The sequence below is a fragment of the Propioniciclava sp. LT294 genome (assembly GCF_059516005.1).
On sequence record NZ_JCAKNG010000006.1, the window covers coordinates 200,057 to 226,856 of the forward strand.

Genomic DNA, 26,800 nt, shown 5'->3' on the forward strand with positions numbered 1-26,800 from the left:
CGCATGGCGGAGGGCCCAGCGGTGCGCCCCACGGCGTCCGGGCTGCACGAGCCGACCCACCCGGTGCGGCTCGTGACGGCCGCCGCGCTCTTCGACGGGCACGACGCGGCGATCAACATCATCAGGCGCATCCTGCAGGCCCAGGGTTGCGAGGTGATCCACCTCGGCCATGACCGCAGCGTCGCCGACGTCGTCACCGCCGCGCTCCAGGAGGACGTCCAGGGCGTCGCCGTGTCCTCCTACCAAGGCGGGCACCTGGAGTACTTCACCTACCTGGTCGAGGCGCTGCGCGACGCCGGCGCGGGACACGTCCGCGTGTACGGCGGCGGTGGCGGCGTGATCGTGCCCAGCGAGGTCGCCGAACTCGCACGCCGCGGCGTCCGCATCTTCACCCCCCAGGACGGCCAGCGCCTGGGCCTGCCCGGGATGGTCAACCAGCTCGTGCGCGAGTGCGACGTCGAGCCGGAGGTCCCCGACGGCCTCGCCGAGCGCCTCCACCGCGGCGATCCCCGGGCGCTGGCCCGGACGATCACGCTGAGCCAGGCGGGCCGCCTCGCCGGCCTCGACCTGGGGCGGCGGCGGCCGCCCGTGCTGGCCGTCACGGGCGCGGGCGGGTCGGGCAAGTCGTCGCTGGTCGACGAGCTCCTGCGGCGGATCAGGCAGTTCGGCGGAGCCGAGGGTCAGCAGGGCGGCGGCCGAGAGCTGCGCGTCGGCGTCCTCGCCGTGGACCCCAGCCGTGTGCGCGGCAACGGCGCGCTCCTGGGTGACCGGATCCGCATGAACGCCCTCGACGGGAACGTGTTCTTCCGGTCGTTGGCCGTCCGCCATCGCGACCGCACCCTGCCCGACGGGCTGGACGAGGCGATCATGGCGTTCGGGGCGGCGGGCCACGACCTGGTCATCCTCGAGACACCCGGCGTGGGCCAGGGGGACGCCACGGTCCAGCCGCACGCCGACGTGACGCTGTTCGTCATGACGCCCGAGTACGGCGCGGCGACGCAGCTGGAGAAGACCGCCCTGCTCGACGTCGCCGACGTCGTCGCCATCAACAAGGCCGAGCACCGCGGCGCCGAGGACGCCCGCCGCGACGTCGCCCGCCAACTGGTCCGCAACCGGGAGGCCTTCGGCACGCCCTGGCAGGACATGCCCGTGTTCCTCACGTCCGCGGCCTCCTTCGACGACGCGGGGGTCACGGCCCTGTACGCCCACCTGCGCGGGTTGCTCGCTCCGCACGGCGTCGCGCTGCCCGAGCCCGTGGGCGACCCCGGCCTGCCGCCCCGTCCGCCCGTGCTGCCGCCGGGCCGGGAACGGCACCTGGCCGAGGTGGCCCGGGCCGTGCGCACCTACCACGCCGAGACCGACCGGCTCGTGGACGCCGTGCGTGCGGCCGAGCAGGCCCGGGCCACCCTCGGCCGCCTGGACGGGCCCGTCCCGGCCCTCGAGGACCTGGTCGCCCGGCTGGACGCCGCGGTGGGCCCCGACTCCCGCGCCGCCCTGGCGGCGGCCCGCGAGCGCGAGCCGGCCGAGGTGGTCGACACGCTGTCGGGGTTGTCGCTCCCCCGGGTCGCCCGCCCGCGCGTGGCCGACGAGGCCGACCTGCTGAGGTACCTGCGCAGGGAGAACGCGCCGGGCTCGTTCCCGTTCACGGCGGGGGTGTTCGCCTCGCGCGGCCACGGCGAGCGGCCGACCCGCATGTTCGCGGGCGAGGGTGACCCCGCCCGGACGAACCGGCGCTTCCACCTGCTCGCCGACGGCCAGCCCACGACCCGGCTGTCGACGGCGTTCGACTCGGTGACCCTGTACGGACGCGACCCCGCCGAGCGTCCGGACATCCTCGGCAAGGTGGGCACCTCGGGCGTCTCGATCGCCACGCTGGACGACATGCGGGACCTGTTCGCCGGCTTCGACCTGTGCGCGCCCACCACGTCGGTGTCGATGACGATCAACGGGCCGGCGCCGACGATCCTGGCGATGTTCCTCACGGTCGCGCTCGACCAGCAGCTGGCCGCCTTCGAGGCCGAGCACGGACGCCCCCCGACCGAGGCGGAGGCGTCCGAGGTCGCCGCCGCCACCTGGTCGCGGGTGCGGGGCACCGTGCAGGCCGACATCCTCAAGGAGGACCAGGCCCAGAACACCTGCATCTTCTCCGTCGACTTCTCCCTGCGGGTCATGGCCGACGTCGAGGAGTGGTTCGTGCGCCACGGCGTCCGCCACTTCTACTCGGCGTCGGTAAGCGGCTACCACATCGCCGAGGCCGGGGCGAACCCCATCACCCAGCTCGCGTTCACGCTGGCCAACGGGCTGACGTACGTGGAGGCGTACCGGGCCCGCGGGTTGAGCGCCGACGAGGTGGCCCCCCACCTCTCCTTCTTCTTCTCCAACGGGATGGACGCGGAGTACACCGTCATCGGGCGCGTGGCGCGGCGCATCTGGGCGATCGCGATGCGCGACGTCCACGGGGCGGGTGAACGGGCGCAGAAGCTGAAGTACCACATCCAGACATCGGGGCGGTCCCTGCACGCCCAGGAGATGGCGTTCAACGACATCCGCACGACGCTGCAGGCCCTGTGCGCCGTCTACGACAACGCGAACAGCCTGCACACGAACGCCTACGACGAGGCGGTGACGACGCCCACACCGGAGTCGGTGCGCCGGGCGCTGGCCATCCAGCTCATCATCAACTCCGAGTGGGGCCTCGGCGCGTTCGACAACCCGCTGCAGGGGTCCCACCTCGTCGAGGAGCTCACCGACCTGGTCGAGGAGGCCGTCCTGGCGGAGTTCGAGCGGCTCGCCGACCGCGGCGGAGTCCGTGGCGCCATGGAGACCGGCTACCAGCGGGGACGCATCCAGGAGGAGTCACTCGCGTGGGAGCAGGGCACCCACAACGGGTCGATCCCGCTGGTCGGCGTCAACACGTTCCTCCCCGAGCACCCCGACGAGGCGCCGCCCATCCCGCTCGCGCGCGCGACCGAGGAGGAGAAGGCCTCCCAGTTGGCACGCCTGCGCGACTTCCACGCCCGGCACGCCGACGAGGCGCCCGCGGCCCTGCGGTCGCTGCAGGAGGCCGCCACCTCCGGCGGCAACGTCTTCGACGCCCTCATGGACGCCGTGCGCCACTGCTCGCTGGGCCAGATCACCGACGCCCTGTTCGCGGTGGGCGGTCGCTACCGTCGGGGGATGTGAGCCCCATGCGGCCACACGGCGTCGCCTCGGGGACTCTCGGCACAGCTGGGGATGACGCCCGGCGCTCCCTCGCTAGACTGGCCCCGCCATGACCGAGCTCGAATCCGCGACACCGCGCCACCGCCTCCCCGCCGCGATCCGGGCGATGCGGCCCCGCCAATGGGTGAAGAACGTCCTCGTCTTCGCGGCTCCGGTCGCGGCCGGAACGCTGCTGCAGCCCGCCGTCCTCGTCAACACGCTGTGGGCGTTCGTCGCCTTCAGCCTCGTCAGCGCGTCCATCTACCTCATCAACGATGTCCGCGACGTCGAGGCGGACCGCGCGCACCCGAAGAAGCGGTTCCGGCCGATCGCGGCCGGTGAGCTCTCCCCCACCACCGCCCTCGTGCTGGCCGGGGTGGCCCTCACGGCGAGCCTCGTGCTCGGCTTCTCGGTGGCGCCGCTGCTCGGCGTCACCCTGGCCACCTACTGGGTGCTCCAGGTCGGCTACTCGGTCTTCCTGAAGAACCAGCCGATCGTCGACCTCGCCATGGTGGCGTCCGGCTTCATCCTCCGTGCCGTGGCGGGCGGCGTGGCGTCGGGTATCGAACTGTCCCAGTGGTTCCTGCTGGTGGCGGGGTTCGGGTCGCTGTTCATGGTGGCGGGCAAGCGCTACTCCGAGATCCGGGAGCTGGGGGCCGAGGCCGGCACCCGGGCGTCCCTGGCCCGTTACACCGACAGCTACCTGCGTTTCGCGTGGACCCTCGCCTGCACTGCGGTGATCATGTCGTACAGCCTGTGGGCGTTCGAGCAGTCCCGGGACGTCGCCCTGTTCCGTCTTCCTTGGCATGCGATCTCGATCGCGCCGTTCACGCTGGCCCTGATGCGGTACGCCTACGTCATCGACTCCGGCTCGGCCGGCGAACCCGAGGACGTCGTCCTGTCCGACCGCGTGCTGCAGGCCCTCGGCCTGTTGTGGGTGATTCCCGTGGCCATCGCCGTATTCCTCTGAGCCGGACGCCCCCGGCGCACACGTCGTCACGGCGGACCTGCCGATTTCGGACCCGTCCGGCTTTGGTCCTAGACTCCGGAACGGACACGGCCCTGCGCCGAAGACTGGGACTTTCAAGGAGGAAATGTGCCTATCACCAAGGTTCTCGTCGCCAACCGCGGTGAGATCGCCGTCCGCGTGATCCGCGCGGCCCGCGATGCCGGCCTGCCGAGCGTGGCCATCTACGCCGACCCGGACGCCGACTCCCTGTTCGTGAAGCTGGCCGACGAGGCCTTCGCGCTGCACGGCCTGACCCCCGCCGAGACCTACCTGGACGTCGCCAAGATCCTGGCCATCGCCGAGCGCTCCGGCGCCAACGCCATCCACCCCGGCTACGGCTTCCTCGCCGAGAACGCCGATTTCGCCCAGGCCGTCATCGACGCCGGGCTGATCTGGATCGGTCCGCCGCCCGCCGCCATCGACGCCCTCGGTGACAAGGTCAAGGCCCGCCACATCGCCAACAGGGTCGGCGCCCCGCTGGTGCACGGCACGCCCGACCCGGTGGCCGGAGCCGACGAGGTCGTCGCGTTCGCCCAGGAGTACGGCCTGCCCATCGCCATCAAGGCCGCCTACGGCGGCGGCGGTCGCGGCCTCAAGGTCGCCCGCCACCTGGACGAGGTCGCCGAACTCTTCGAGTCGGCCACCCGCGAGGCCGTCACGGCCTTCGGCCGCGGCGAGTGCTTCGTCGAGCAGTACCTCGACAAGCCACGCCACGTCGAGACGCAGTGCCTGGCCGACTCCCACGGCAACGTCGTCGTCGTGTCGACCCGCGACTGCTCGCTGCAGCGCCGCCACCAGAAGCTGGTCGAGGAGGCCCCGGCCCCGTTCCTGAGCGAGGAGCAGCTCGCGACGCTGTACTCCTCCTCGAAGGCCATCCTGAAGGAGGCCGGCTACGTCGGCGCCGGCACCTGTGAGTTCCTGGTCGCCCAGGACGGCCGCATCTCCTTCCTCGAGGTGAACACGCGCCTGCAGGTCGAGCACCCGGTGTCCGAGGAGGTCACCGGCATCGACCTCGTCCGCGAGATGTTCCGCATCGCCAACGGCGAGGCGCTGGGCTACGACGATCCCGAGGTGCGCGGACACTCCATCGAGTTCCGCATCAACGCCGAGGACGCCGGCCGCAACTTCATGCCGGCCCCCGGCACGCTGACCGCGTGGCAGGCGCCGTCCGGGCCGGGCGTCCGCGTCGACCACGGCTACAACGCCGGCATGGCCGTCCCCGGGTCGTTCGACTCGCTGGTCGCCAAGATCATCGTCACCGGCGCCGACCGCGAGCAGGCGATCGCGCGCTCCCGTCGGGCGCTGTCCGAGACGGTGCTCGAGGGCATGCCCACCGTCATCCCCTTCCACGAGGTCGTGCTCACCGAGCCGGCCTACGTGGCCGCGGACGGCGACTTCGGCGTCCACACCCGCTGGATCGAGACCGAGTTCGAGAACAACATCCCCGCGTACACCGGCCCGCTCGGCGAGTCCGAGGAGGCGGAGAAGACGACCGTGGTCGTCGAGGTCAACGGCAAGCGCGTCGAGGTCAAGCTGCCGGCGACGCTCGGTGCGTCAGCACCCTCGGCATCCGCCAAGGCCAAGAAGCCGACCCGCCGCGACCGGGGTGGCGCGAAGGCGTCCGCCCCGTCCACCAACGCGGTGGCCTCACCGATGCAGGGCACGATCGTCAAGGTCGCGGTCTCCGAGGGCGACACGGTGGCCGAGGGCGACCTCGTCGTGGTCCTGGAGGCCATGAAGATGGAGCAGCCCCTGAACGCCCATCGCGCGGGCGTCATCAAGGGCCTGCAGGTCGAGGCGGGCCAGACGGTCGCCTCCGGCGACACCCTGTGCGAGATCATCGACGCGGAGTGACGCCGATCACACGCCAACGACGGCGATCCGGGCCGCGGAGGACGCGGCCCGGGGCGTCGACCGGCTAGCCTGTCGGGGTAGGAACCCGCACCGACGAAGAGGACCACGTGACCGCCGAGCACCCGTACGACCAGCAGAAGGAAATCACCTTCGTCATCCCTTGTTACAACTCGGCCGAGTACATGGATCACTGCATCGACTCGATCCTGCACGGCAAGGGCGACATCGAGATCATCATCGTCAACGACGGCTCGACGAAGGACAACACGGCCGAGAAGGCTGATGCCTGGGCCGCGCGTTACCCCGGCACGATCCGGGCCATCCACCAGGAGAACAAGGGCCACGGCGGCGCGGTCATGGCCGGCCTGCGTGCGGCGACGGGTGTCTACTTCAAGGTCGTCGACTCCGATGACTGGCTCGACCCCGTCGCGTTGAACCTGATGCTGTCGAAGCTCCGCCACTTCATCGGCTCGGGCTCCCCCGTCGACCTGGTGGTCGCCAACTACGTCTACGAGCACACGATCTCGGGGACGCAGAAGGTCATCCGGTATCGCGGCATGCTGCCGAAGAACCGTGTGTTCACGTGGAACGAGGTCGGCTTCTCCGGCCCCGGGCAGAACATCCTCATGCACTCGGCCATCTACCGCACGCAGGTCCTGCGGGATTCGGGCGTCGACCTCCCCGAGCACACGTTCTACGTGGACAACATCTTCGTCTACCAGCCGCTCCCGAGCGTCCAGACGCTGTTCTACCTGCCGGTGAACCTCTACCGGTACTTCATCGGCCGCGAGGACCAGTCGGTCAACGAGAGCGTCCAGGTCAAGCGCCTGGATCAGCAGATGCGCGTCACCCGCGTCATGGTGGAGGCGCACAAGCTCCCCGAGGGCGCCGGCAACCGCCGCCTCGCCGGCTACATGGAGCAGTACCTGGGCCTGATCGTGACGGCGTCCAGCATCTTCGCGCTGCTCGAGGGCACGGAGAGGGGCCTGCGCATGCGCCGCGAGATGTGGCAGCACATCGACTCGGTCGACCCCGTCCTGAAGACCCGCCTGGGCCTGCGCCTCCCGCTCGTGCTGGGCGCGAACCTGCCCGGCCCGCTCGGACGCCGCATCTCGGTGGCCCTGTACCGGACGGCCCAGAAGCTCTACAGGTTCAGCTGACTGGCGGCCGTGGCGCCCGGCTCCGGGGGCCCTTGGACGTGGTTGCTGGGGTGGAAGCGCGCGAGCGCGACCACCCCCATCACGGCGATCGCGCCGAGGATGACCATCCAGACGGCGGCGTCCAGGGTGATCCCGGCGCCCTCCCCCAGCACGAGGATGCCGAAGGCCACGGCGACGACGGGGCTGGTCACGGTCATCGACCCGACCACGACCTCGGCCGGGCCGGTGGCGTACCCCTGCTGGATGAGCCAGCCGGCGGCCACCGCGCCCACCACGAGGGCGACGACGATGCCGAAGATGGCCGGTGAGTAGGGCCAGGAGTGGGTGCGGACGTACTCGATGAGCGACTTCACCAGCGACGCCTCGAGCCCATAGAACAGGGCACCGCCCGACGACCAGAACAGGCTGCGCCAGTGGTGGGGGCCCTTGGCCCCGAGCGTCGAGAAGAGGCCGACCACCGCGTACACGGCCAGGGCCCCGATGATGACGCGCCTGATGACGAGGTCGGACGAGGCCGAGGCGTGGACGCCCGTCACCACGGTGAAGGCCAGCGTCGCGACCACGGTGACGGCGACCGCCAACTGGATGCGCGGCGGGACCCAGGTCCTCGTCGCGTGCGCGGCCAGGAGCACCGACCAGGGGAAGGCCAGCAGGCCCAGGGGCTGGACGACCGTCAGGGGCGCCAGGGTGAGCGCCAGGATCTGGAACACGGCGGACACGCCCAGCAGCACCAGGCCCAGCAACCAGCGCCGGCTGCGGACCGCGACCAGGAACGAGCGGAAACTCATCTGGTCCTTGCGCCGGTTGCCGCCGAGGTGCCGGTCGACGGCACCGTGCTGGAGGTGCGCGGACATGGCGAAGCAGAACGAGCCCACGAGGACCAGTCCGATGGCGAGGGGGATGTTCTGCGTCACTTCGCCTACGCTAGCCGCTCACCGGAGCAATGCGCGCGGCCGCCCCGCAACCCGGCCACGGGTTGCCTTGGTTCCATCCGCGCGTGGAACCGGGGGCCTTCATCAGTAGATGAGGTGTTCGTCACCGGCGTGACCGTGGAGACGCCGGGCCGCCTCGGCCACGGAGCCGGACAGGGACGGGTACACGGTGAAGGCCTGGGCGAAGTCGTCGACCGTGATCTTGGAGCGCACGGCCAGCGCCAGCACGTGGATCAGTTCGGACGCCTGCTGCGACACCACCACGCCCCCGATGATGATGCCCGTCGAGGGACGGCAGAACACCTTGACGAACCCGTCCTTCAGTCCGCGCATCTTGGCGCGCGCGTTGGAGTCCAGGGGGAGCACCACGGCGCGCGCCCGGACGACGCCGGCGTCCACCTCGCCCTGCGTGACCCCCACCGTCGCGATCTCGGGCGAGGTGAACACGTTGGCGGAGACCGCCTTGAGGTCCAGCGGGGTGACGGCGTCCCCGAGGGAGTGCCACATGGCGATGCGACCCTGCATGGCCGCGACCGAGGCCAGGTTGAACACCCCGGTGCAGTCGCCCGCCGCGTAGATGCCGCGGGCCGAGGTGTGCGACACGCGGTCGACCGTGATGTGCCCGGACGCCGTCGTGTTCACGCCGACCTCGGCCAGCCCCAGGTCCTCGGTGTTCGGGATGGCACCGACGGCCATGAGGACGTGGCTGCCCTCGACCGTGCGTCCGTCCTCCAGCGTCACGACGACGCCGTCCCCCTCGACCCGCGCGGCGATGGCACGCGCGTTGGAGATGATCGTCATGCCCGAGTTCTCGAACACGTCCTGGATGACCCGCGCGGCGTCCTCATCGGCGCTCGGCAACACCTGCCGTCGGGACGACACGAGCACCACGTCCACCCCCAGCGTGCGGTAGGCCCCCGCGAACTCGGCCCCCGTGACACCCGAGCCCACGACGATGAGTCGCTCGGGTGGCTCGGTCAGGTTGTACATCTGGGTCCAGTTCAGGATCCGGACGCCGTCCGGCTTGGCGTCGGGGAGTTCACGCGGACGGGCACCCGTCGCGATGAGCGTGATGTCGGCCTTGAGCCGTTCGGTCCGCCCGTCCGGCGTCGTGGCGATCACGGCCTCCGTCCCGTCGAGGCGCCCGGTGCCCTGGATGACCCGGACACCGTCGGCGACCAGCCGGTCGTGGATGTCCCGGCTCTGCTGCTGGGCCAGGGCCACGATCCGCTCGTGGATGTGGGCGAAGTTGACGTGGACCGTCTCCGCCAGCGTCTTGTACGCCTTGTCCTTCGGCTCGAGGCCGACGCGGGTGGCCCGTTGGACGCGGTTCATCACCTCCGCCGTCGCGATCAGTGTCTTGGAGGGGACGACATCGGTCAGCACGGCCGATCCGCCGACCCCTCGGCGTTCGATGAGCGTCACCCGTCCACCCAACTGCCGTCCGACGAGCGCGGCCTCGTAGCCGCCCGGTCCACCACCGATGATCACAACGTCAGTCACGCTCGGCATTCTTCCACGAGCTCCCAGCCGGGTCGAAGCGCCGGGCCGACCGCGCCAGTATGCTCGGCCCGTGACGCACGCAGACCCCCACACTTTGGCCCAGGAGGCCGCCGCCGTCCTCATCTCCCGCCTGGGGGTGGAGCGCCTCGACGTGGCCCTGGTGCTCGGGTCGGGGTGGTCGACGGCCGCCCATGACCTGGGCGAGGTGATCGCGGAGGTCGACCTGTCCGAGCTGCCGGGCTTCTCCGCGCCGGTGGTCGTCGGCCACGGCGGTGCCGTCCGCGCGCTGCGCCTGCCCTCGGGTCGCGTCGCGGCCCTCTTCACCGGGCGCACCCACTTCTACGAGGGCAAGGGCGCGGACGCCGTCGTCCACGGCGTCCGCACCGCGGCCGCGGCCGGCGCGACCCGCCTGGTCCTGACCAACGGCTGCGGCGGCCTGAACCCCGACTGGGCCCCCGGCACGCCCGTCCTGATCGCCGACCACATCAACCTGACCGGCGCCACCCCGCTGCACGGGGCGACCTTCGTCGACATGACGGATGCCTGGTCCCCGGCCCTGCGCGACCTCGCCCGTACGGTCGACCCCGACCTCGACGAGGGTGTCTACGTCCAGTTCGCGGGACCCCAGTACGAGACCCCCGCCGAGGTGCGGATGGCCGGCGTGATCGGCGGCACCCTGGTGGGCATGTCGACCGCCCTGGAGTGCATCGCGGCCCGGGAGGCCGGACTCGAGGTGCTCGGCATCTCGCTCGTGACCAACGCCGCCGCGGGGCTCACCGGCGAGGTCCTCGACCACAGCGAGGTGATCGAGGCCGGCCGCAACGCCGTGCCCCGCCTGCGCGCCCTGCTGGCGGGCCTGCTGGAGGTGCTGTGATGCTGCCCGCTGAGAAGCTCGCGGCCATCCGGGCGTGGCAGGCCCAGGACCCCGACCCGGCGACCGTCACCGCGCTCGACCACCTCGTCGAGCGCGCCGAGGCGGGCGAGTCGGACGCCGTGGCCGAGCTGGTCGACGCCTTCTCCGGACGCCTCGAGTTCGGCACCGCGGGCCTGCGCGCGGCACTGGGCCCCGGCCCCAACCGCATGAACCGCGTCGTCGTCTCCCAGGCCGCCGCCGGGCTCGCCCGCTGGCTGCTCGAGCACGGCCACCGGGGGGCGCGGGTGCTCGTCGGGTACGACGCCCGCTACAACTCCGATGTCTTCGCCCGCGACACCGCCGAGATCCTCGCCGGGCACGGCCTGCGCCCGATGCTGACCGCCACCCACGTGCCCACCCCGGTGGTCGCGTTCGGCATCGGTCACTTCGACTGCGCCGCCGGGGTCGTCGTGACGGCCTCCCACAACCCGCCGCAGGACAACGGGTACAAGGTCTACGTCGGGAGGTCCCAGATCATCCCGCCGACGGACGGCGAGATCGCGGCCCACATCGTCGCCGCCTCCGCGCGACCGCTCGCGGAGATCCCCCGCTCGGGCGCCTACGAGACGATCGGGGAGCCCCTGCTGGCCGCCTACGTGGCCCGGGCGGCCTCGCTGGTGACGGCGGAGGCCCCGCGCGACCTGCGCTGGGTCTACACGCCGATGCACGGCGTCGGCGCGGAGGTCGTGGCGCGCATGCTCGCGAGCACCGGCTTCCCTGTCCCGGCCCTGGTCGACGCGCAGGCACTGCCGGATCCGTCCTTCCCCACCGTGGCGTTCCCCAACCCCGAGGAGAAGGGCGCCATGGACCTGGCGCTGGCCCTGGCCGTCGAGACCGACGCGGACGTCGCGATCGCCAACGACCCGGACGCCGACCGGGTGGCCCTGGCGGCTCCCTTCCCCGCGGCCTCCGGCGCTCTGGCCGGGCCCACCTGGCGGATGCTGACCGGCGACGAACTGGGCTGGCTGCTCGCCGACGACGCCCTGCGGCGCGGGACGCCCGGCGTCTACGCATGCTCGGTGGTGTCCTCGACGCTGCTGGGACGCATGGCCGGTGCGGCCGGCCAGCCGTTCGCGATGACGCTCACCGGCTTCAAGTGGATCGGCCGCGTGCCCGGTCTCGCGTTCGGCTACGAGGAGGCGATCGGGTACTGCACCGACCCCGCATCGGTCGCCGACAAGGACGGCATCACGGCCCTGACCCGGATCCTCGCGCTCGTGGCCTCCCTGAAGGCGGAGGGCTCCTCCGTCGCGGAGCGGCTGGACGACATCGCCCGGACCCACGGCGTCCACCTGACGGCGCAGCTGTCGTTCCGGGTGGAGGACCTGTCCATCATCTCCGACGCCATGGCGCGCCTGCGTGCGGACCTCCCCTCGGACCTGGCCGGTGTGCCGGTGGCGGCCTCGGATCTGGGGGCGGGCTGGAACGGCCTGCCGCCCACCGACGCCGTCCTGCTGGAGGGCGAGGGGGTGCGTGCCGTGGCCCGGCCCTCGGGCACCGAGCCGAAGCTGAAGGTCTACCTGGAGGTGGCCCTTCCCGCCGACGCGTCGGCCGACCTCGCGGCGGCCCGGACGCGGGCGTCCGGGGTGATGGAGCGGCTCAAGGCCGACATGACCGCGGCCCTGGGGCTGTGACCCGCGTCATCCTGTTGGCGGGGCCCTCGGGCGGCGGGAAGTCTCGGCTGGCGCGCCACATCGGGGCCCTGGCGCTGCGGTTGGACGACTTCTACCGCGATGCGGACACCCCGGGACTCCCCCGCGCCCACGGCATCGTCGACTGGGACGACCCCGCCACCTGGGATCCCGCGGCCGCCGTGGACGCGCTGGGACGCCTGGTGCGCGAGGGGCGCTGTGAGGTGCCCCTGTACTCCATCGCCGAGTCGAGGCGCGTGGGGCGGCGCACGCTGGAACTGGGCGGACACGCGTTGGTCGTGGCCGAGGGCATCTTCGCCGTCGACCTGCTCCCCCACGCACGCCGTGCCGGGCTGCCCGTCGAGCCCCTCTACCTCGACCGGTCCCGTTGGCTGGTGGCGGCGCTCAGGCTCCGCCGGGACCTCGCCCACCGGCGCAAACCACCGCTGGTCCTGCTGCGTCGGGGCTGGGCGCTCTTCCGCAGCCAACCCGCGCTGAGGGCCTCGGCGCTGGCGGCCGGGTTCACCCCCGTGACGATGCGCCGCGCCATCCGCTTGCTCGGCCCCGCCTGACCCGTCGAGCCTGCGCACGCGCCCGCTCGTTGCGGCAGGATGGTCGCCATGCGCATCCTGCTCACTGGCGGCACCGGCACGATCAGCCGCGCGGTCGTCGCCCGCATCCTGGCCGAGGGCCACGAACTCTCCGTGCTGAACCGTGGACACCGCGAGCCCCTTCCGGACGGCGTGGAGCACCTCGTCGGGGACGTGCGCGACGAGGCGTCGCTGCGCGCGGTGCTCGCCGGCCGCGAGTTCGACGCGGCGGTCCAGTTCCTGGCGTTCGACGCCGCCGACGTGGAGCGCGACCTGCGGGTCCTGTCCGGTCGGGTCGGGCAGTACGTGCTGATCAGCTCGTGCTCCACCTACCTCAAGCCGCTCCCCCACCACGTCGTGACGGAGGAGTCGCCCCAGGGGAACCCGTACTCGGCGTACGCACGCGCCAAGATCGCCTGCGAGGACGTGCTCCGTGCCGGGGACGGGTCGCTGCCCTGGACCATCGTGCGTCCCAGCCACACCTACGGCGAGCGGACGATCCCGACCAACTTCCACTTCGGCGCCCCGTGGGCCCACTGGCAGCGGGCCCTCGACGGCAAGCCCCTCATCATGCACGGGGACGGCGAGTCGCTGTGGACCTTCACCTGGAACGAGGACTTCGCCGTGGGCCTCACCGGCCTGCTGGGGAACGCGGACGCGCTGGGCCGGGCCGTGCACATCACCTCGGACGAGTCGATCACGTGGAACGCCGCGTTCCGCACCGTCGCCGAGACGATCGGCGCCGACCTCCAGCTGGTGCACGTGGCCAGCGACACCCTCGCCGCCCTGCGGCCCGAACTCGAGGCGACGCTGCTGGGCGACAAGGCGTCCACGATCGTGTTCGACAACGGTCTGGTCAAGTCCCTGGTGCCCGCGTTCAACGCGCGGGTGACGTGGGCCGAGGGTGTCGCCCGTGCGTGGGAGTGGGTGCAGGCCCACCCGGAGTCGCGGCGTCCGGACCCGGCGTTCGACGCGTTCTGCGACGAGGTCGCCGCGAAGGTGCGTTCCTGGGCCTGATCACGGCTCCTGGACCGCGCGCTGCGACTCGGGCTGGGGCTCCTCGACGGGCTGGGGATCGGATTCGAGCGCGGTGGCCTGGCCACCGGTCGCCAGGCGCGCGGCCTTGCCCTGCTCGATCTTCTGGGCCTCGGCGATGGCCTGCTGCACCGAGCGCTCCGACTCGGCCTCCTCGGCACGCTTGGACGCCGCGATCTCCTCGAAGACGTCCACCTTCTCCGGGGCGCTGAACCTCGACGGGTCGACCTTCCCCCCGGCGAACCGGGTGATCGCCTCGCCCGCGGTCGAGCCGAGCCCCTTCAGTGCATCGTTGAGCTCCGAGGGGATGATCCACACCTTGTTGGCGTCGCCCTGGGCGAGCTTGGGCAGCATCTGCAGGTACTGGTAGGCCAACAGGCCCTCGTCCGGCTCCGCGGCGTGGATGGCGTTGAACACCGTCGTGATGGCCTGCGCCTCGCCCTCGGCGCGGAGCATGGATGCCTGCCGGTCGGCCTGGGCGCGCAGCACCTGGGACTCGCGCTCACCCTGCGCACGGAGGATCGACGACTCCCGGTCACCGGAGGCCGACAGGATCTGCGACTGGCGCTGGCCCTCGGCGAGCAGGATCTGGGCACGCTTCTCGCGCTCCGCGCGGGCCCCCTTCTCCATGGCGTCGCGGATGGTGGCCGGCGGCTCGATGGAGCGCAGCTCGACGCGGTTGACCTTGATGCCCCACTTGCCGGTGGCCTCGTCCAGCACGGCGCGGAGCTTCTGGTTGATCTCCTCGCGGGAGGTGAGGGTCTGCTCGAGGTCCATGCCGCCGATGATGTTGCGCAGCGTGGTCATGGTCAGCTGTTCGATCGCCTGGATGTAGTTCTGCGCCTCGTAGGCCGCCCGCTTGGGATCGACGATCTGGTAGTAGATGACCGAGTCGATGCCGACCATCAGGTTGTCCTCGGTGATGACGCCCTGGGGCGGGAAGGGGACGACGGCCTCCCGCATGTCCATCGTGTACGCGACCCGGTCGATGAACGGCACGATCAGGTGCAGGCCGGGGCCGATCTCGCGGTTGAACTTGCCCAGCCGCTGGACGATGCCGACCTGCATCTGTTGGATCACCCGCACCGACAGCGCCAGGGCCACCACGGCGACGACCGCGACGACGATGATCAGGATCAGGAACGGATCGGGCATGGGGTGTCTCCTCCGGCTGGGATACCACCCAGCCTAGCCCGGGCGCCGTCCCGGTGCTCCTCAGTGCGAGAGCGGCTTGTGGCGCGGCTGGACGACCACGGTGAGGCCGTCCACCTCGATCACCTCGACCTCCACCCCGGACGCGATGGGCTCGCCGTCCCAAGTGCGGGCGGTCCAGGTCTCACCGTTGACGGTCACCTCGCCACCGGACGCCGTGATCTCCCCCAGCGCGCGGCCCCTGCTGCCCAGCAGTTGGTCGAACGTGCTCCGGTAGCCGGCACCCATGTGGAGCCGCTTGAGGATCTCCGGGCGCAGGACGCCCAGCAGGGCCACCGCGACCACGACGGCCACGAGCACCTGCACCCAGACGAGGCCGGGGAACACCAGGGCGGCGCCCGCGCCGGCCAGGGCCCCGCCGGCGAGCATCAGCAGCGTCATGTCGAGCGTGAGCATCTCGGAGATGGCCAGGCCACCGGCCAGGACGAGCCACACGACCCACCAGTTCGCCTGCATCCACTCGAGCATCGTCACTCCTGGGCGCGCTGGGGGTGGTGCGCGGCACGTGCCGACCACCGGCCACGGTCGTGCGTGACCGTCAGCGGCAGGTCGAAGGCCTCGCCCATGTGGGCGTCGGTCAGCACCTCGTCGATCGGGCCGGCGGCGACGACACGTCCGGCCTTGAGGAGCATCGCGTGCGTCATGCCCGGTGGGATCTCCTCCAGGTGGTGGGTGACGAGCACGGTGGCCGGGGAGAACTCGTCGGCGACGATGTCCCCGATGGTGGCCACCAGACGCTCCCGACCGGCCAGGTCGAGGCCGGCGCCGGGCTCATCGAGCAGCAGCAGTTCGGGGTCGGTCATCAGGGCCCGCGCGATCTGCACGCGCTTGCGCTCCCCCTCGCTGAGGGTGCCGAAGGTCCGCTTGCCGAGGTGTTCGATGCGGAGTTGCTTCATGAGGATGGCGGCGCGGCGGAAGTCCTCCACCTCGTAGCCCTCGTTCCAGCGTCCGACCACGGCGTAGGCCGCCGACACGACCACGTTGCCGACCGCCTCACCGCGCGGGATCCGGTCGGCGAGCGCCGCCGACGTCACGCCGATCCGAGGGCGCAGTTCGAACACGTCGACCCCGCCGAGCACCTCGTCCAGGATCGCCGCGTAGCCGGAGGTCGGATGGAGGTTGGCCGACAGCACCTGCAACAGCGTCGTCTTGCCCGCGCCGTTGGGGCCGATGACCACCCAGCGGTCGGACTCATCGATCGTCCATGTGATCTTGTCCAGCAGCGTGGCTCCGCCACGCACGATCGAGACGTCAGCGAGTTCAACGACGGGTGCCATGCCCCCAACCTACCGGCCCGGACGCCGACACGGCGGCTCCGGGCGCCCGTGTCACGCGCCGGTGGAGTGGAGGCCGCCGTCGACGTGGATCATCTCGCCCGTGGTGGACGGGAACCAGTCCGAGAGCAGGGCCACGACGGCCTTCGCGGTCGGGGTGGCGTCGGACTCGTCCCAGCCCAGCGGGGCGCGGCCGCCCCAGATGTCGTTGAACGACGTCGCCCCCGGGATGGCCTTCTTGGCGATGGTGTCGATCGGGCCGGCCGCGACGATGTTGGAGCGGACGCCCTCGGGCCCCAGGTAGCGGGCGAGGTAGCGGGAGGCCGATTCCAGGGCGGCCTTGGCCACGCCCATCCAGTCGTAGTGCGGCCACGACACGCGGGCGTCGAAGGTCAGCCCGACGACCGAGGCCGTCTCCCCGAACAGCGGCTTGCAGGCCATGGTGAGGCTGACCAGCGAGTACGCGGACACGTGCATGGCCTGGGCGACGTCGGGGAAGGGCGTGGTCAGGTAGGCACCGCCCAGCGCGGTCTCCGGGTTGGCGTACGCCACCGAGTGGACGACACCGTCGAGCCGCTCGATGCCGACCGCGCGCAGGGCGTCCGCCAGACCGGCGAGGTGCTCCTCGTTGGTGACGTCCAACTCGAGCACGGCCGGGACCGGCTCCATGCGCCGCACGATGCGGCTGGTGATGCCCATGGCGCGGCCGAAGTTCGACACGACGACGGTCGCGCCCTCCGCGGCGGCGATCTCGGCGACCTTGTACGCGATGGACGTGTTCATCGTCACGCCGGTGACGAGGATGCTCTTGCCCTCGAGGATTCCCATACCTGCCCTTCCTCCTTGTTTCAGTGGCCCATGCCGAGGCCGCCGTCAACGGGCAGCACGGCTCCGGAGATGTAACCCGCGGCGTCCGAGGCGAGGAACGCCACCGCGGCGGCGACCTCGGCCGGGGAGCCCAGGCGCCCGGACGGGATCGCGTCCTTGTAGCCGGAGACCGTGTCCTCGGACAGGACCGCGGTCATCTCGGTCTCGATGAAGCCGGGCGCGACGACGTTGGCCGTGATGTTGCGGCTGCCGAGCTCGCGGGTCAGCGAGCGGGCGATCCCCACGAGGCCCGCCTTGGACGCCGCGTAGTTCACCTGGCCGGGCGAACCGTAGAGACCGACCACCGAGCCGATGAGGATGATGCGGCCGTACCGGGCCCGCAGCATCGACTTCGAGGCCCGCTTGGCCACGTTGAAGGCACCCTTCAGGTTGACGTCGATGACCGCATCGAAGTCGGCCTCGCTCATGCGCAGGATGAGGGTGTCCTTGGTGATGCCGGCGTTGGCGACGGCGACCTCGATGGGGCCGTGCGCCCCCTCTGCGGCCTTGAAGGCGGCGTCCACGGAGGCGGCGTCCGAGACGTCGCACGCGATGCCGAGCGCCCCTTCGGGCGCCTTGCCGGACGTGCTGGCTGCGGCCACCCGGTGGCCCTGGGCGAGGAACTCCTCCACGATGGACCGGCCGATGCCGCGGGCCCCACCGGTGACGAGGATGCTGCGCGAGGTCTGATTCACCGGACAACCGTAGCGTGAGAAGGGTCATGGGTGAGGCGTAGGCTGGCAACCATGGCTGGACGCGTGCACGCTGCCCCGTCGCTCATCACGAGCGCACGGCCCGGCGCGAGCCTGTCCACCGACCAGCGCACCAGGCGTTACCTCGTGTCGATGGCGTTCCGCGTGGCCTTCTTCCTCGCCGCGGTCGTCGCCCCGACCCCGTGGAACGTGGTCCTGCTGGTGGCGGCCGCGTTGCTGCCGGGCGTCGCCGTCCTGCTGGCCAACGCCAAGGACAATCGGCCGGGCACCGCCGTCACCGGCGACGGGGAGCCACCCGAACTCCCTTCCCTCACGGCGGGCGAGGTCATCCAGGGTGATGTGGAGCAGGAGGACGATCAGTGAGGCGGACGTGGCTGCGGTGGGCACTGATGACGGTGTTCGTGGTGGCCGTGGGCTTCACGTTCGTGAACCTCGGCCAGTGGCAGTTGGACAGGCTGGACCAGCGGCGCGACCGCAACGCGACGACGGCCGAGCACGAGGCGGCCCCGGTCCAACCCTTCGAGCAGGTGTTCACCCGCGAGATCCAGGACGCGGACCAGTGGCAGCGGGTCACCGTGCGGGGCACGTTCCTGGCCGACAAGCAGGTGCAGGCCCGCTACCGCAGCTTCGACGGCGCGACCGGGTGGGAGCTCGTCACGCCGCTGGTGACGGCCACCGGCGAGACGGTGCTCGTGGACCGGGGCTTCGTCGAGCGTCCCGCGGGCCAGGACTTCCCCAAGGTCTTCCCCGCTCCCCCGTCCGGTGAGGTCAGCCTCGTCGGGTACGTCCGGCGCAACGAGCAGGGCAACCTCAACCAGATGACCCCGACGGAGAACACCGTCCGGCTGGTCAACTCGGACGTGCTGACCGCATGGGTCGGCCGCCCCCTGGTGAACGGGTTCATCTCACTCATCGAGGTCACCCCGGCCCAGTCACCGGAGCTGCGCCCGATCACCCCGCCGCCCCCGACCGAGGGCCCGCACTGGAGCTACGCCATGCAGTGGTTCGCGTTCACCGCGATCGCGGGGATCGGCCTGCTCATCCTCATCCGCAACGACATCAAGGACCGCCGGCGCGCCAGGGAGCGCGCCGCGCGGGCCACCGCCGCCCAGGCCACCGCACCCAACCAGGAGACGACCCATGGATCTCGGACTGACTGACAAGGTCTTCCTCGTCACCGCCGCGTCCGGCGGCCTCGGCCGCGCGACCGCCGACCAACTCGTGGCCGAGGGGGCCCGCGTCGTGCTCGTCGCCCGCCGCGAGCAGCCATTGGCCGACGCCGTGGCCGCGCTGGGCGCCGACAACGCCGTGGCGCTGGCCGCCGACCTGATCGAGCCCGACACCGCCGCCCGGGCCGCCGCCCTCGCGATCGCGACCTGGGGACGCCTCGACGGCGCCCTGGTCAGCGTCGGCGGGCCTCCGCGCGGCTCGGTGCTCGAGGTCGACGACGCGACGTACCTGGCCGCCTTCGACTCCGTCGTCGTGGCGGCGCTCCGCACCGCCCGCGAGGTCGTGAAGGCGGCGTCCGGCCCGGTGGCGCTCGGGTTCGTGCTCTCCACCTCGGCCAAGGAACCGCTGGCGACGATGGCTCCCTCCAACGTGACCCGCCCCGGCCTGGCGATGCTCATCACGCAGCTCGCCGACGAGTTCGGCGACTCCGGGTCGCGGGCCTTCGGCATCATGCCGGGGACGATCCAGACCGACCGCATCAACTGGCTGGTCGACCAGACGCAGGACAGGGACGCCGCGCTGGCCGACATGGGCCGCTCCTCGGCGATGCGCCGCATCGGGCAGCCGGTCGAGTTCGGTCGCGTCGCCGCCTTCCTGCTGTCGGACGCCGCGTCCTTCATGACCGGCTGCATCGTCCCCGTCGACGGCGGCCGCCTGCGGGGCCTCTGACCCGTGGGGCTGGACGCCGCTCGGGGGCTGCTCGCCTGCCCCGCCTGTTCCGAGCCGCTCGACCTCATCGAGGAGGGCGGCCGGATCGCCCGCGCTTCCTGCCGGTCGGGCCACTCCTACGACGTCGCCCGGCAGGGACACCTCAACCTGCTCGGCACCGCACAGCCCGCCAACGCCGACACCGCCGCGATGGTGGACGCCCGGGCACGCGTCCTCGCCTCGGGCGCCTTCGACGCCGTGGACGCCGTCCTGGCCCAGCGGGCCCTGAGCGCCCGGACGATCCTCGACATCGGCGGCGGCACCGGCCACCACCTGGCCCGGCTGCTGGACGTCCTGCCGGCCGCCCGGGGTTTGTCCGTGGACGTCTCGGTCCCCGCCGCACGCCGGGCCGCGAAGGCGCACGACCGCTGTGCCTCGATCGTCGCGGACGCCTGGGGCACCCTGCCGCTGCGGTCCCGCCGGTTCACCCTGGTCACGTGCCTGTTCGCCCCCCGGAACATGGCCGAGTTCGCCCGCGTCCTCGCCGACGCGGGGCTGCTCATCGTCGTCACCCCGGATCCGGAGCACCTCGCCTCGCTCCGCCGGCGCCACGGCCTGCTGTCCATCGAGGCCGACAAGGACGAACGGTTGCTGCGCAGCGCGTCCGGCCTGTTCGAGGTGGTGGCGCGCCAACGCGTCCGGACGCCGCTGGCCGCGGGTGCGGAGCTCGCCCGCGACCTGATCGGCATGGGACCCAACGCGTTCCACGGGGTCCCGGACGCCGTGGACGCGGTCGACACCGAGGTGGCTGTGAGCGTCTGGCTGTTCCGGAAGGGGCGGGCGATCCCCACGGGAGATGGTTCACCGTGACCGCCGAGCCCCGTTGACCCGCACGACGTGGTTGGAGTACCGACCACTTCGTGCTGGTCTACAGCTCCGGCCCCCACATCCGCCCCCGGTCCGCGAGGATGGCACCGTGCACTTCGTGGGAATCGACCTCGCCTGGGGTGAGCGCGCTCCGACGGGTCTGGCCGTCCTGGACGACGCGGGACACCTGCTCCGCCTGGGCCGGGCCACCAGTGACGATTCGATCGTCCAGGCGCTCACGGACCACCTCTCCGGTGACTGCGTGGTGGGCATCGACGCCCCCCTGATCGTCGCGAACCCGACCGGGAACAGACCGTGTGAGACGGCACTGAGCCGGGACTTCGCCCGCTTCGATGCCGGCACGCACCCGTCCAACACCCGCAAGCCTGAGTTCAGCAAGGGCCCGCGGGGCGCCCGCGTGGCCGCGCGTCTCGGGCTCGACATCGACCCGGGTTCGGCGTCCCGGCGTCGCGCCGTGGAGGTGTACCCGCACGCCGCGATGGTCGCTCTGTTCCGGCTGGGGCGGACGGTGAAGTACAAGCAGCGCGCCAACCGCCCGTTCCACCTGCTGCACGCCGAGATGCTGCGCCTCATCTCCCTTCTCCAGGGGCTGGAGCACGCGGCCGTCCCCCTCCGGTTGGAGGGCTGCGCCGAGTGGGACGCCCTCGTCGCGGGCGTGGCCGGGGCCAGCCGCAAGAGCGAGCTGCGTCGATGGGAGGACCCGGTCGATGCCGTCGTCTGCGCGTACGTGGCCATGCTGGCTCACGTGCGTCCGGAATCGCTCACCACCTACGGGGACGCCGAGTCCGGGTCCATCGTGACGCCGACACTCCCCGAGGGATTGCGTCCGGCACCGCGTCGACCGGCGGCCGCCCCTCCCGTCCCGGCGGAGCCCTCCCCCACCACGGGCGAGCCGGGACACCTGGCCAAGGAGGCCGTCAACGCCTACCCGCAGGTGCAGCCGGTGGTGGAGCAGCTGGCGTCGCGACTGGCCTCCTGGCTGACCGGCGTCCTGGACGACGCCGGCATCAACTACCTGGACGTGGCCTGGCGGGGCAAGAGCGTGGCCTCCTTCGCCGAGAAGACCAACAAGGCGGCGGACGGAGTGTTGCTCTACGTCGATCCGCTGCGCGACATCACCGACCAGATCGGCGTCCGTGTCATCACGTACGTGACCAGCGACGTTGCGGCGGTCGCCGAGTTGGTGGCCGACCAGCTCCGCGTCGTCGCCGACAAGGACCTCGGCCGGGAGACGGCCAGCGAGGGCCGCTACGGCTACACCAGCCGGCACCTGCAGGTCGCCCTCGACCCGGCCTGGGTCGGTGACGTGCCCACCGACGCCGTGCGGGTGCAGAGCGCCCAGATCCAGATCCGGACGGTGCTCCAGCACGCCTGGGCCGAGTTCGAGCACGACATCCGCTACAAGGGCACGATTCCGGACGTGCTCGCCCCCGACCTGAACAGGCGGTTCACGCTGGCCGCCGGACTGCTCGAGCTGGCCGATCGCGAGTTCGAGGTCATCCGGGAGCAACTGCGCCGGGAGGGATCCGCGGAACTGCCCCAGACGGACGCCCTGGACCCTCGGATCGGACACCAGGAACTGGCGGCGTTCCTGGCCGGGCACTACCCGGACGCGGGCTGGTCCCGCACCGAGCACTACACATGGGTGTCGGGCCTGCTGCTCGAGCTCGGCATCACGTCGCTGCGTGAACTCGCCAAGCTGCTTCCCACCGTGGATTCCTCGGGCATCACCGACCGCATGGGCTACCAGTACCCGCCCGGCGCCGTCCGTCGCCTCGACGACGCCCTGCTCGCGCTCTTCGGCGGCCGGTACCTCGAACTGCACGGCAACGCGCACCGACTCGGGCTGTTGCGTGCGCGACTGGAGAAGATGGGCCACGACCCGAGCCGGCGCCAGGAGTCGTGACGCACGACGCCATGGGGGCCAAATCCCTCATCGGCGGCCGGGCGCCCGGGTAGGTTTCCCCCATGAACGTCTTCGAGAACGTGACCGACCTCATCGGTCGCACGCCGCTGGTCAAGATCAACAAGCTCCTGCCGGAGTCCCGGGCCACCGTGTTGGCCAAGCTCGAGTTCTACAATCCCGCCAACTCCGTCAAGGACCGCATCGGTGTCTCGATGATCGACGCCGCGGAGGCGTCCGGGGAGCTGAAGCCCGGCGGCACCATCGTCGAGGCGACCTCGGGCAACACCGGTATCGCCCTGGCGATGGTCGGCGCCGCGCGCGGTTACCGCGTCGTGCTCGCCATGCCGGAGACCATGTCCAAGGAGCGTCGTGCCCTGCTCCGGGCCTTCGGCGCCGAGCTGGTGCTCACGCCCGGCCCGGAGGGCATGCGTGGCGCCGTGGCGAAGGCGAACGAGATCGCCGCCGAGCAGGGCGGCGTGCTCGTGCGCCAGTTCGAGAACCAGGCGAACGTCGACGTCCACCGCCGCACGACGGCCGAGGAGATCTGGAACGACACCGACGGAACCGTCGACATCGTCGTGGCCGGCGTCGGCACCGGCGGCACCATCACGGGTGTGGGCCAGGTGCTGAAGGAGCGCAAGCCCGAGGTGCGGATGGTCGCGGTCGAGCCGGCGGAGTCGGCGATCCTGTCGGGCGGCGCCCCCGGCCCGCACAAGATCCAGGGCATCGGCGCCAACTTCATCCCCGCCATCCTGGACCGCTCGATCATCGACGAGGTCATCACCGTGACCTCCGAGGACGCGGTGGCGACCGCCCGGCAGGCCGCCCGCGTCGAGGGGCTGCTCGTCGGCATCTCCTCCGGCGCCGCCCTCAAGGCGGCCGGCGAGGTGGCTGCGCGCGAGGAGAACGCGGGCAAGACGATCGTCGTCATCATCCCGAGCTTCGGCGAGCGGTACCTCTCCTCGGTGCTCTACGCCGACCTGATGGACTGATCCCACCACGAGCGGAGGCGGGCGGGAGACCTCGCCCGCCTCTGTTCGTCCCGACACGACCCGCGAGGAGACCGTGAAGCCCTTCCTGCACCTCTCGATCCGCGACCACGACCAGGCGGTCGCGGCCGAGTTCGACGCCATCGCCACCTTCGGCGGCCTGAAACCGGGACAGCTGGTGCAGCTGCGGGTCGAGCAGGCCCCCCTCCCCAAGATCCACCCGGACGACTACTCCGGCCTGATCATCGGCGGCGGGCAGTTCAACGCGTCCGACGAGGTGAAGACCGAGAACCAGCGTCGCGTCGAGGGCGACCTCGGCGGCCTGGTCGACGTGGCGCTGGCGGAGGGCGTCCCGCTGATCGGCCTGTGTTACGGCGTGGGCATCCTCACCCAGCACCTCGGGGGGATCGTCGACCGCACCCACGGCGAGACGACCTCAGCGGTCGAGGTCACCCTGACCGGGGCCGGCCGGACCGACCCCCTGTTCGAGGGCGTGCCCGGCTCCTTCAAGGCCTTCACCGGCCACAAGGAGGCCTGCTCGCGGCTGCCCAACGACGCCGTGCTCCTGGCGAGCGGCACCGCCTGCCCCGTGCAGTCGTACCGGGTGGGCGAGCGGGCCTACGTCACGCAGTTCCACCCCGAACTGGACCTGCCCCGCCTGGTCGAGCGCATGGTGATCTACCGCGATGCGGGCTACTTCGACCCCCGCGAGTTCGACGCCCTGGTCGAGCAGGTGAGCGCGGCGGGCGTCGACGACAGCCCCGGACGCATCCTGGGCAACTTCGTGGCCATGTTCGCGCGCTGACGCCGTGGCCGTCAGCCCTCGTGCTCGCGGGCGATCTGCTCGTGGTGGCGGACGACCTCGGTGACGATGAACGTCAGGAACTTCTCGGCGAACTCCGGATCCAGCCCAGCGCCGTCGGCCAGTTCACGCAGGCGGGTGATCTGCGCCCGCTCCCGCTCCGGATCCGCGGGCGGCAGGCCCTTGGTCGCCTTGAGCCGGCCGACCTCCTTCGTGATGCGGAAGCGCTCGGCCAGCAGGCACACCAGCGCTTGGTCGAGGTTGTCGATGCTGGCACGCAGGCCAGCCAGCTCGGCCGGGATCTCGCTCATGCGGCCACCCTACCGAGCACAATGGAGAACGTGAGCGACGTGCCAGAACATGCGTCGGAGCCAGGCGTCCCGGTGTGGGCCGTCCTGAACCCGGTCGCCAAGCGGTACACCGTCGCCCGCCACCATCTCGAACGCACCTGCGCGGACGCGGGGATCGAGGTCCGCATCCAGACCACCACGCCCGAGGAGACCGGCTGGCGGCAGGCCCGCGACGCCGTCGCCCAAGGGGCCCGCCTCGTGGTCGTCGGAGGCGGCGACGGCACGGTGCGGGAGGTCGCCCGCGCCCTGGCCGGGAGCGAAGTGAACCTCGGCGTCCTGCCCCTGGGCACCGCCAACCTGTTCGCGCACAACGTGGGCCTGCGCACGCGCGACCCCCGCCTCATGGTCAACCGCGCCCTCCACGGGATCCCCCGGTCCTTCGACGTGGGCTGGGCCAGTTGGCGTCCCGTGGTGGACGGGGCCACCGGGGTTCCGACCGCCGACCAGCCCTTCCTCGTCATGGCGGGGCTCGGCCACGACGCCGCCACGGTGCTCGCCACCGACTCCACGGCGAAGTCACGGCTGGGCTGGCTGTCCTACCTCGCGATGGGATCCCGGCACCTGCTGAGCAAGCCGCTCCGCATGCGCCTGTCGGTCGACGGCGCGCCGGGGCGACGGCTGGAGACGTGGACGATCCTCGTCGCGAACTCGGGCAACCTCCCCGGCGGCATCGCGGTGTTCCCCGCATCGCGTCCGGACGACGGGCACCTCGACTGCCTCGAGGTGCCGCTGCGCAAGCCGTCCCAGTGGGCGTCCGTGGCGTGGGCCGGGCTCACCAACCACCGATGGGAGGCCACCGCCCTGCGCTACTCGCGCATCCGGACGCTCTGGGCCGTCCCCGACGAGCCGGCGCCGCTGCACCTGGACGGTGACGTGGTCGGCGAGGTGGCCGACCTGCGCGTCCGGGTGCAGGCGGGCGGGCTGCTCGTCCGCACCGCACCCCCCGCCTGAGGCCCCACTAGGTGTTGCGGCTCATGAGGTTGGTGTCACCCGGCGGTAGGCGGTGAGGGACGGGCAGGTCCCCGGCGGCAAGGATGGAAGTCGACCAAGACAACCGTCGCCGATCCGAAGGACCTGCCCTGTGACCCACCGTAATGCTCCGTTGACCTCCGAGGGCCGTCTGCGGCTGGTGCTGCGCTGCCGCCACCGCCCGATCGCCCATATCGCCGCCGAAGCAGGCGTCTCACGCCAGTGCCTGGGCAAGTGGGTGGCCCGCTACCGCGAACACGGCGAAGCCGGCCTCCACGATCACTCGAGCGCACCCCGACATCGCCCGACCCAGACCCCCACGGCTGTGGTCGAGCAGATCGCGCTGATGCGGAAGAACAAGTGGTCAGCACGCCGGATCGCGCGCGAACTCGCAGCCACCGACATCACCATCTCGGTCGCGACCGTCACCCGCTGGCTCCACAAACTCGGCCTGCACCGACTCGACCACCTCGACGTCGACGGCGAACCACTCCGCAAGCCCGGCACGATCACCGCGCACTGGCCCGGACACATGATCCACCTCGATGTGAAGAAGGTCGGCCGCATCCCCGACGGCGGCGGCTGGCGCATCCACGGCATCAACTCAGACCAGGCCCGCGCCGCAGCCCGCGCCACCGCCAAGGCCAAAGCACGTGGCGCTCGACCCGGCTACGTCTACCTCCACTCCGCGGTCGATGGGTTCTCCCGGCTCGCCTACACCGAGGCCCTCCCCGACGAGACCGCCAAGACCGCGATCGGGTTCCTCCACCGCGCCCACGTCTGGTTCGCCGCCCACGGCATCACCCGGTTCACCCGGATCGTCACCGACAACGGCTCCTGCTACCGCGCCAACGACTTCACCCGCGCCGTCTGCTCCTTCGCCGCACGCCACCAGCGAACCAAGCCCTACACACCCCGCCACACCGGCAAGGTCGAGCGCTACCAGCGAATCCTGGCCAACGAACTGCTCTACGCCCGCCCCTGGGCCAGCGAAGAACACCGACGCCAAGCGATCGCGACCTGGAACCTGCACTACAACTACCATCGGCCCCACAGCGCTACCGGTGACCAACCCCCAGCCTCACGCCTCCGGACGGGCGTCACCAACGTCATGAGCAACTACA

25 protein-coding genes are annotated in these 26,800 nt (G+C 71.6%); 17 read left to right on the forward strand and 8 right to left on the reverse strand.

Features of this window, described 5'->3' with window-relative positions:
* Positions 1 to 3: 3 nt before the first annotated feature.
* The 4 genes from icmF to AC5YDA_RS10160 all read left to right on the forward strand — a co-directional run bounded on the left by icmF (position 4) and on the right by AC5YDA_RS10160 (position 7,224).
* Positions 4 to 3,183 (forward strand): fused isobutyryl-CoA mutase/GTPase IcmF, encoded by a 3,180-nt coding sequence (gene icmF, locus AC5YDA_RS10145; protein ID WP_496189253.1) that lies wholly within the window; start codon positions 4 to 6, stop codon positions 3,181 to 3,183.
* 88 nt (positions 3,184 to 3,271) lie between these two features.
* Complete coding sequence (locus AC5YDA_RS10150; protein ID WP_496189254.1) at positions 3,272 to 4,171, forward strand: decaprenyl-phosphate phosphoribosyltransferase; 900 nt, start codon at positions 3,272 to 3,274, stop codon at positions 4,169 to 4,171.
* Positions 4,172 to 4,297: 126 nt separating this feature from the next.
* The gene (locus AC5YDA_RS10155; RefSeq protein WP_496189255.1) at positions 4,298 to 6,064 is read left to right on the forward strand and encodes an acetyl/propionyl/methylcrotonyl-CoA carboxylase subunit alpha; all 1,767 of its coding nucleotides are present in this window, start codon (positions 4,298 to 4,300) and stop codon (positions 6,062 to 6,064) included.
* A gap of 107 nt (positions 6,065 to 6,171) precedes the next feature.
* Positions 6,172 to 7,224 (forward strand): glycosyltransferase family 2 protein, encoded by a 1,053-nt coding sequence (locus tag AC5YDA_RS10160; RefSeq protein WP_496189256.1) that lies wholly within the window; start codon positions 6,172 to 6,174, stop codon positions 7,222 to 7,224.
* Here the strand turns inward: AC5YDA_RS10160 and AC5YDA_RS10165 are convergent.
* A complete protein-coding gene (locus AC5YDA_RS10165) occupies positions 7,209 to 8,138 on the reverse strand; it encodes a DMT family protein (RefSeq protein WP_496189257.1) in 930 nt (309 codons plus the stop codon). The two genes, AC5YDA_RS10160 and AC5YDA_RS10165, sit on opposite strands and share 16 nt — an antisense overlap.
* Positions 8,139 to 8,240: 102 nt before the next feature.
* Positions 8,241 to 9,659, reverse strand: coding sequence for an NAD(P)H-quinone dehydrogenase (locus AC5YDA_RS10170; protein ID WP_496189258.1), 1,419 nt, complete (start codon positions 9,657 to 9,659; stop codon positions 8,241 to 8,243).
* A 70-nt stretch (positions 9,660 to 9,729) separates the two neighbouring features.
* On the opposite strand from AC5YDA_RS10170, the gene AC5YDA_RS10175 reads away from it, so the two are divergent.
* From AC5YDA_RS10175 to AC5YDA_RS10190, 4 genes are read left to right on the forward strand one after another with little or no spacing between them, the layout of a single operon-like run.
* Positions 9,730 to 10,533, forward strand: coding sequence for a purine-nucleoside phosphorylase (locus tag AC5YDA_RS10175; RefSeq protein WP_496189259.1), 804 nt, complete (start codon positions 9,730 to 9,732; stop codon positions 10,531 to 10,533).
* The gene (locus AC5YDA_RS10180) at positions 10,533 to 12,206 is read left to right on the forward strand and encodes a phospho-sugar mutase (RefSeq protein ID WP_496189260.1); all 1,674 of its coding nucleotides are present in this window, start codon (positions 10,533 to 10,535) and stop codon (positions 12,204 to 12,206) included. Before AC5YDA_RS10175 ends, AC5YDA_RS10180 begins: the two co-directional genes overlap by 1 nt.
* Positions 12,207 to 12,265: 59 nt before the next feature.
* The gene (locus tag AC5YDA_RS10185) at positions 12,266 to 12,775 is read left to right on the forward strand and encodes a uridine kinase (RefSeq protein ID WP_496189286.1); all 510 of its coding nucleotides are present in this window, start codon (positions 12,266 to 12,268) and stop codon (positions 12,773 to 12,775) included.
* A 48-nt stretch (positions 12,776 to 12,823) separates the two neighbouring features.
* Positions 12,824 to 13,810 (forward strand): SDR family oxidoreductase, encoded by a 987-nt coding sequence (locus AC5YDA_RS10190; RefSeq protein WP_496189261.1) that lies wholly within the window; start codon positions 12,824 to 12,826, stop codon positions 13,808 to 13,810.
* On the opposite strand, the gene AC5YDA_RS10195 is transcribed toward AC5YDA_RS10190, so the two are convergent.
* The 5 genes from AC5YDA_RS10195 to fabG are packed head-to-tail and all read right to left on the reverse strand — an operon-like array spanning position 13,811 to position 17,876.
* Complete coding sequence (locus tag AC5YDA_RS10195) at positions 13,811 to 14,983, reverse strand: SPFH domain-containing protein (protein WP_496189262.1); 1,173 nt, start codon at positions 14,981 to 14,983, stop codon at positions 13,811 to 13,813.
* 60 nt (positions 14,984 to 15,043) lie between these two features.
* Positions 15,044 to 15,508, reverse strand: coding sequence for an NfeD family protein (locus tag AC5YDA_RS10200; RefSeq protein WP_496189263.1), 465 nt, complete (start codon positions 15,506 to 15,508; stop codon positions 15,044 to 15,046).
* A 2-nt stretch (positions 15,509 to 15,510) separates the two neighbouring features.
* Positions 15,511 to 16,317 (reverse strand): ABC transporter ATP-binding protein, encoded by an 807-nt coding sequence (locus tag AC5YDA_RS10205; RefSeq protein WP_496189264.1) that lies wholly within the window; start codon positions 16,315 to 16,317, stop codon positions 15,511 to 15,513.
* Positions 16,318 to 16,368: 51 nt separating this feature from the next.
* Entirely contained in the window at positions 16,369 to 17,142 is a 774-nt protein-coding gene (gene fabI, locus AC5YDA_RS10210) for an enoyl-ACP reductase FabI (RefSeq protein WP_496189265.1), read from the reverse strand.
* Between the two features lie 20 nt (positions 17,143 to 17,162).
* Positions 17,163 to 17,876, reverse strand: a complete 714-nt coding sequence (gene fabG / locus AC5YDA_RS10215) for a 3-oxoacyl-ACP reductase FabG (RefSeq protein ID WP_496189266.1) — start codon at positions 17,874 to 17,876, stop codon at positions 17,163 to 17,165.
* Between the two features lie 51 nt (positions 17,877 to 17,927).
* On the opposite strand from fabG, the gene AC5YDA_RS10220 reads away from it, so the two are divergent.
* The 7 genes from AC5YDA_RS10220 to AC5YDA_RS10250 all read left to right on the forward strand — a co-directional run bounded on the left by AC5YDA_RS10220 (position 17,928) and on the right by AC5YDA_RS10250 (position 24,360).
* Positions 17,928 to 18,257 carry a DUF3099 domain-containing protein gene (locus AC5YDA_RS10220; RefSeq protein WP_496189267.1) on the forward strand — a complete coding sequence of 110 codons (330 nt, stop codon included), beginning with the start codon at positions 17,928 to 17,930 and terminating at the stop codon, positions 18,255 to 18,257.
* Positions 18,254 to 19,054 carry an SURF1 family cytochrome oxidase biogenesis protein gene (locus AC5YDA_RS10225; protein ID WP_496189268.1) on the forward strand — a complete coding sequence of 267 codons (801 nt, stop codon included), beginning with the start codon at positions 18,254 to 18,256 and terminating at the stop codon, positions 19,052 to 19,054. The genes AC5YDA_RS10220 and AC5YDA_RS10225 overlap by 4 nt, the downstream gene beginning before the upstream one ends.
* A complete protein-coding gene (locus AC5YDA_RS10230) occupies positions 19,035 to 19,793 on the forward strand; it encodes an SDR family oxidoreductase (protein WP_496189269.1) in 759 nt (252 codons plus the stop codon). Before AC5YDA_RS10225 ends, AC5YDA_RS10230 begins: the two co-directional genes overlap by 20 nt.
* A 3-nt stretch (positions 19,794 to 19,796) precedes the next feature.
* Positions 19,797 to 20,642: a methyltransferase domain-containing protein gene (locus tag AC5YDA_RS10235; protein ID WP_496189270.1), complete on the forward strand. Its 846-nt coding sequence runs from the start codon at positions 19,797 to 19,799 to the stop codon at positions 20,640 to 20,642.
* Positions 20,643 to 20,748: 106 nt separating this feature from the next.
* Positions 20,749 to 22,566, forward strand: a complete 1,818-nt coding sequence (locus AC5YDA_RS10240) for a DUF429 domain-containing protein (RefSeq protein WP_496189271.1) — start codon at positions 20,749 to 20,751, stop codon at positions 22,564 to 22,566.
* A 62-nt stretch (positions 22,567 to 22,628) separates the two neighbouring features.
* Positions 22,629 to 23,558, forward strand: a complete 930-nt coding sequence (gene cysK / locus AC5YDA_RS10245; RefSeq protein ID WP_496189272.1) for a cysteine synthase A — start codon at positions 22,629 to 22,631, stop codon at positions 23,556 to 23,558.
* 73 nt (positions 23,559 to 23,631) lie between these two features.
* Positions 23,632 to 24,360, forward strand: a complete 729-nt coding sequence (locus tag AC5YDA_RS10250) for a glutamine amidotransferase (protein WP_496189273.1) — start codon at positions 23,632 to 23,634, stop codon at positions 24,358 to 24,360.
* Between the two features lie 11 nt (positions 24,361 to 24,371).
* Here AC5YDA_RS10250 and AC5YDA_RS10255 read toward each other — a convergent pair whose 3' ends face one another.
* Positions 24,372 to 24,668 carry a chorismate mutase gene (locus tag AC5YDA_RS10255; RefSeq protein WP_496189274.1) on the reverse strand — a complete coding sequence of 99 codons (297 nt, stop codon included), beginning with the start codon at positions 24,666 to 24,668 and terminating at the stop codon, positions 24,372 to 24,374.
* Positions 24,669 to 24,698: 30 nt separating this feature from the next.
* On the opposite strand from AC5YDA_RS10255, the gene AC5YDA_RS10260 reads away from it, so the two are divergent.
* The gene (locus AC5YDA_RS10260; RefSeq protein ID WP_496189275.1) at positions 24,699 to 25,658 is read left to right on the forward strand and encodes a diacylglycerol/lipid kinase family protein; all 960 of its coding nucleotides are present in this window, start codon (positions 24,699 to 24,701) and stop codon (positions 25,656 to 25,658) included.
* A 130-nt stretch (positions 25,659 to 25,788) separates the two neighbouring features.
* On the forward strand, positions 25,789 to 26,800 hold a 1,012-nt coding region (locus AC5YDA_RS10265; protein ID WP_496189277.1), incomplete at its 3' end, for an IS481 family transposase.

Bases quoted from the DNA above. Each gene is read 5' to 3' on its own strand.
- AC5YDA_RS10180 (WP_496189260.1), top strand. From the start codon at position 10,533: ATGCTGCCCGCTGAGAAGCTCGCGGCCATCCGGGCGTGGCAGGCCCAG.
- AC5YDA_RS10205 (WP_496189264.1), bottom strand. From the start codon at position 16,317: ATGGCACCCGTCGTTGAACTCGCTGACGTCTCGATCGTGCGTGGCGGA.
- AC5YDA_RS10230 (WP_496189269.1), top strand. From the start codon at position 19,035: ATGGATCTCGGACTGACTGACAAGGTCTTCCTCGTCACCGCCGCGTCC.
- AC5YDA_RS10190 (WP_496189261.1), top strand. From the start codon at position 12,824: ATGCGCATCCTGCTCACTGGCGGCACCGGCACGATCAGCCGCGCGGTC.
- AC5YDA_RS10200 (WP_496189263.1), bottom strand. From the start codon at position 15,508: ATGCTCGAGTGGATGCAGGCGAACTGGTGGGTCGTGTGGCTCGTCCTG.
- AC5YDA_RS10255 (WP_496189274.1), bottom strand. From the start codon at position 24,668: ATGAGCGAGATCCCGGCCGAGCTGGCTGGCCTGCGTGCCAGCATCGAC.
- fabI (WP_496189265.1), bottom strand. From the start codon at position 17,142: ATGGGAATCCTCGAGGGCAAGAGCATCCTCGTCACCGGCGTGACGATG.
- cysK (WP_496189272.1), top strand. From the start codon at position 22,629: ATGAACGTCTTCGAGAACGTGACCGACCTCATCGGTCGCACGCCGCTG.
- icmF (WP_496189253.1), top strand. From the start codon at position 4: ATGGCGGAGGGCCCAGCGGTGCGCCCCACGGCGTCCGGGCTGCACGAG.
- AC5YDA_RS10195 (WP_496189262.1), bottom strand. From the start codon at position 14,983: ATGCCCGATCCGTTCCTGATCCTGATCATCGTCGTCGCGGTCGTCGCC.
- AC5YDA_RS10150 (WP_496189254.1), top strand. From the start codon at position 3,272: ATGACCGAGCTCGAATCCGCGACACCGCGCCACCGCCTCCCCGCCGCG.
- AC5YDA_RS10220 (WP_496189267.1), top strand. From the start codon at position 17,928: ATGGCTGGACGCGTGCACGCTGCCCCGTCGCTCATCACGAGCGCACGG.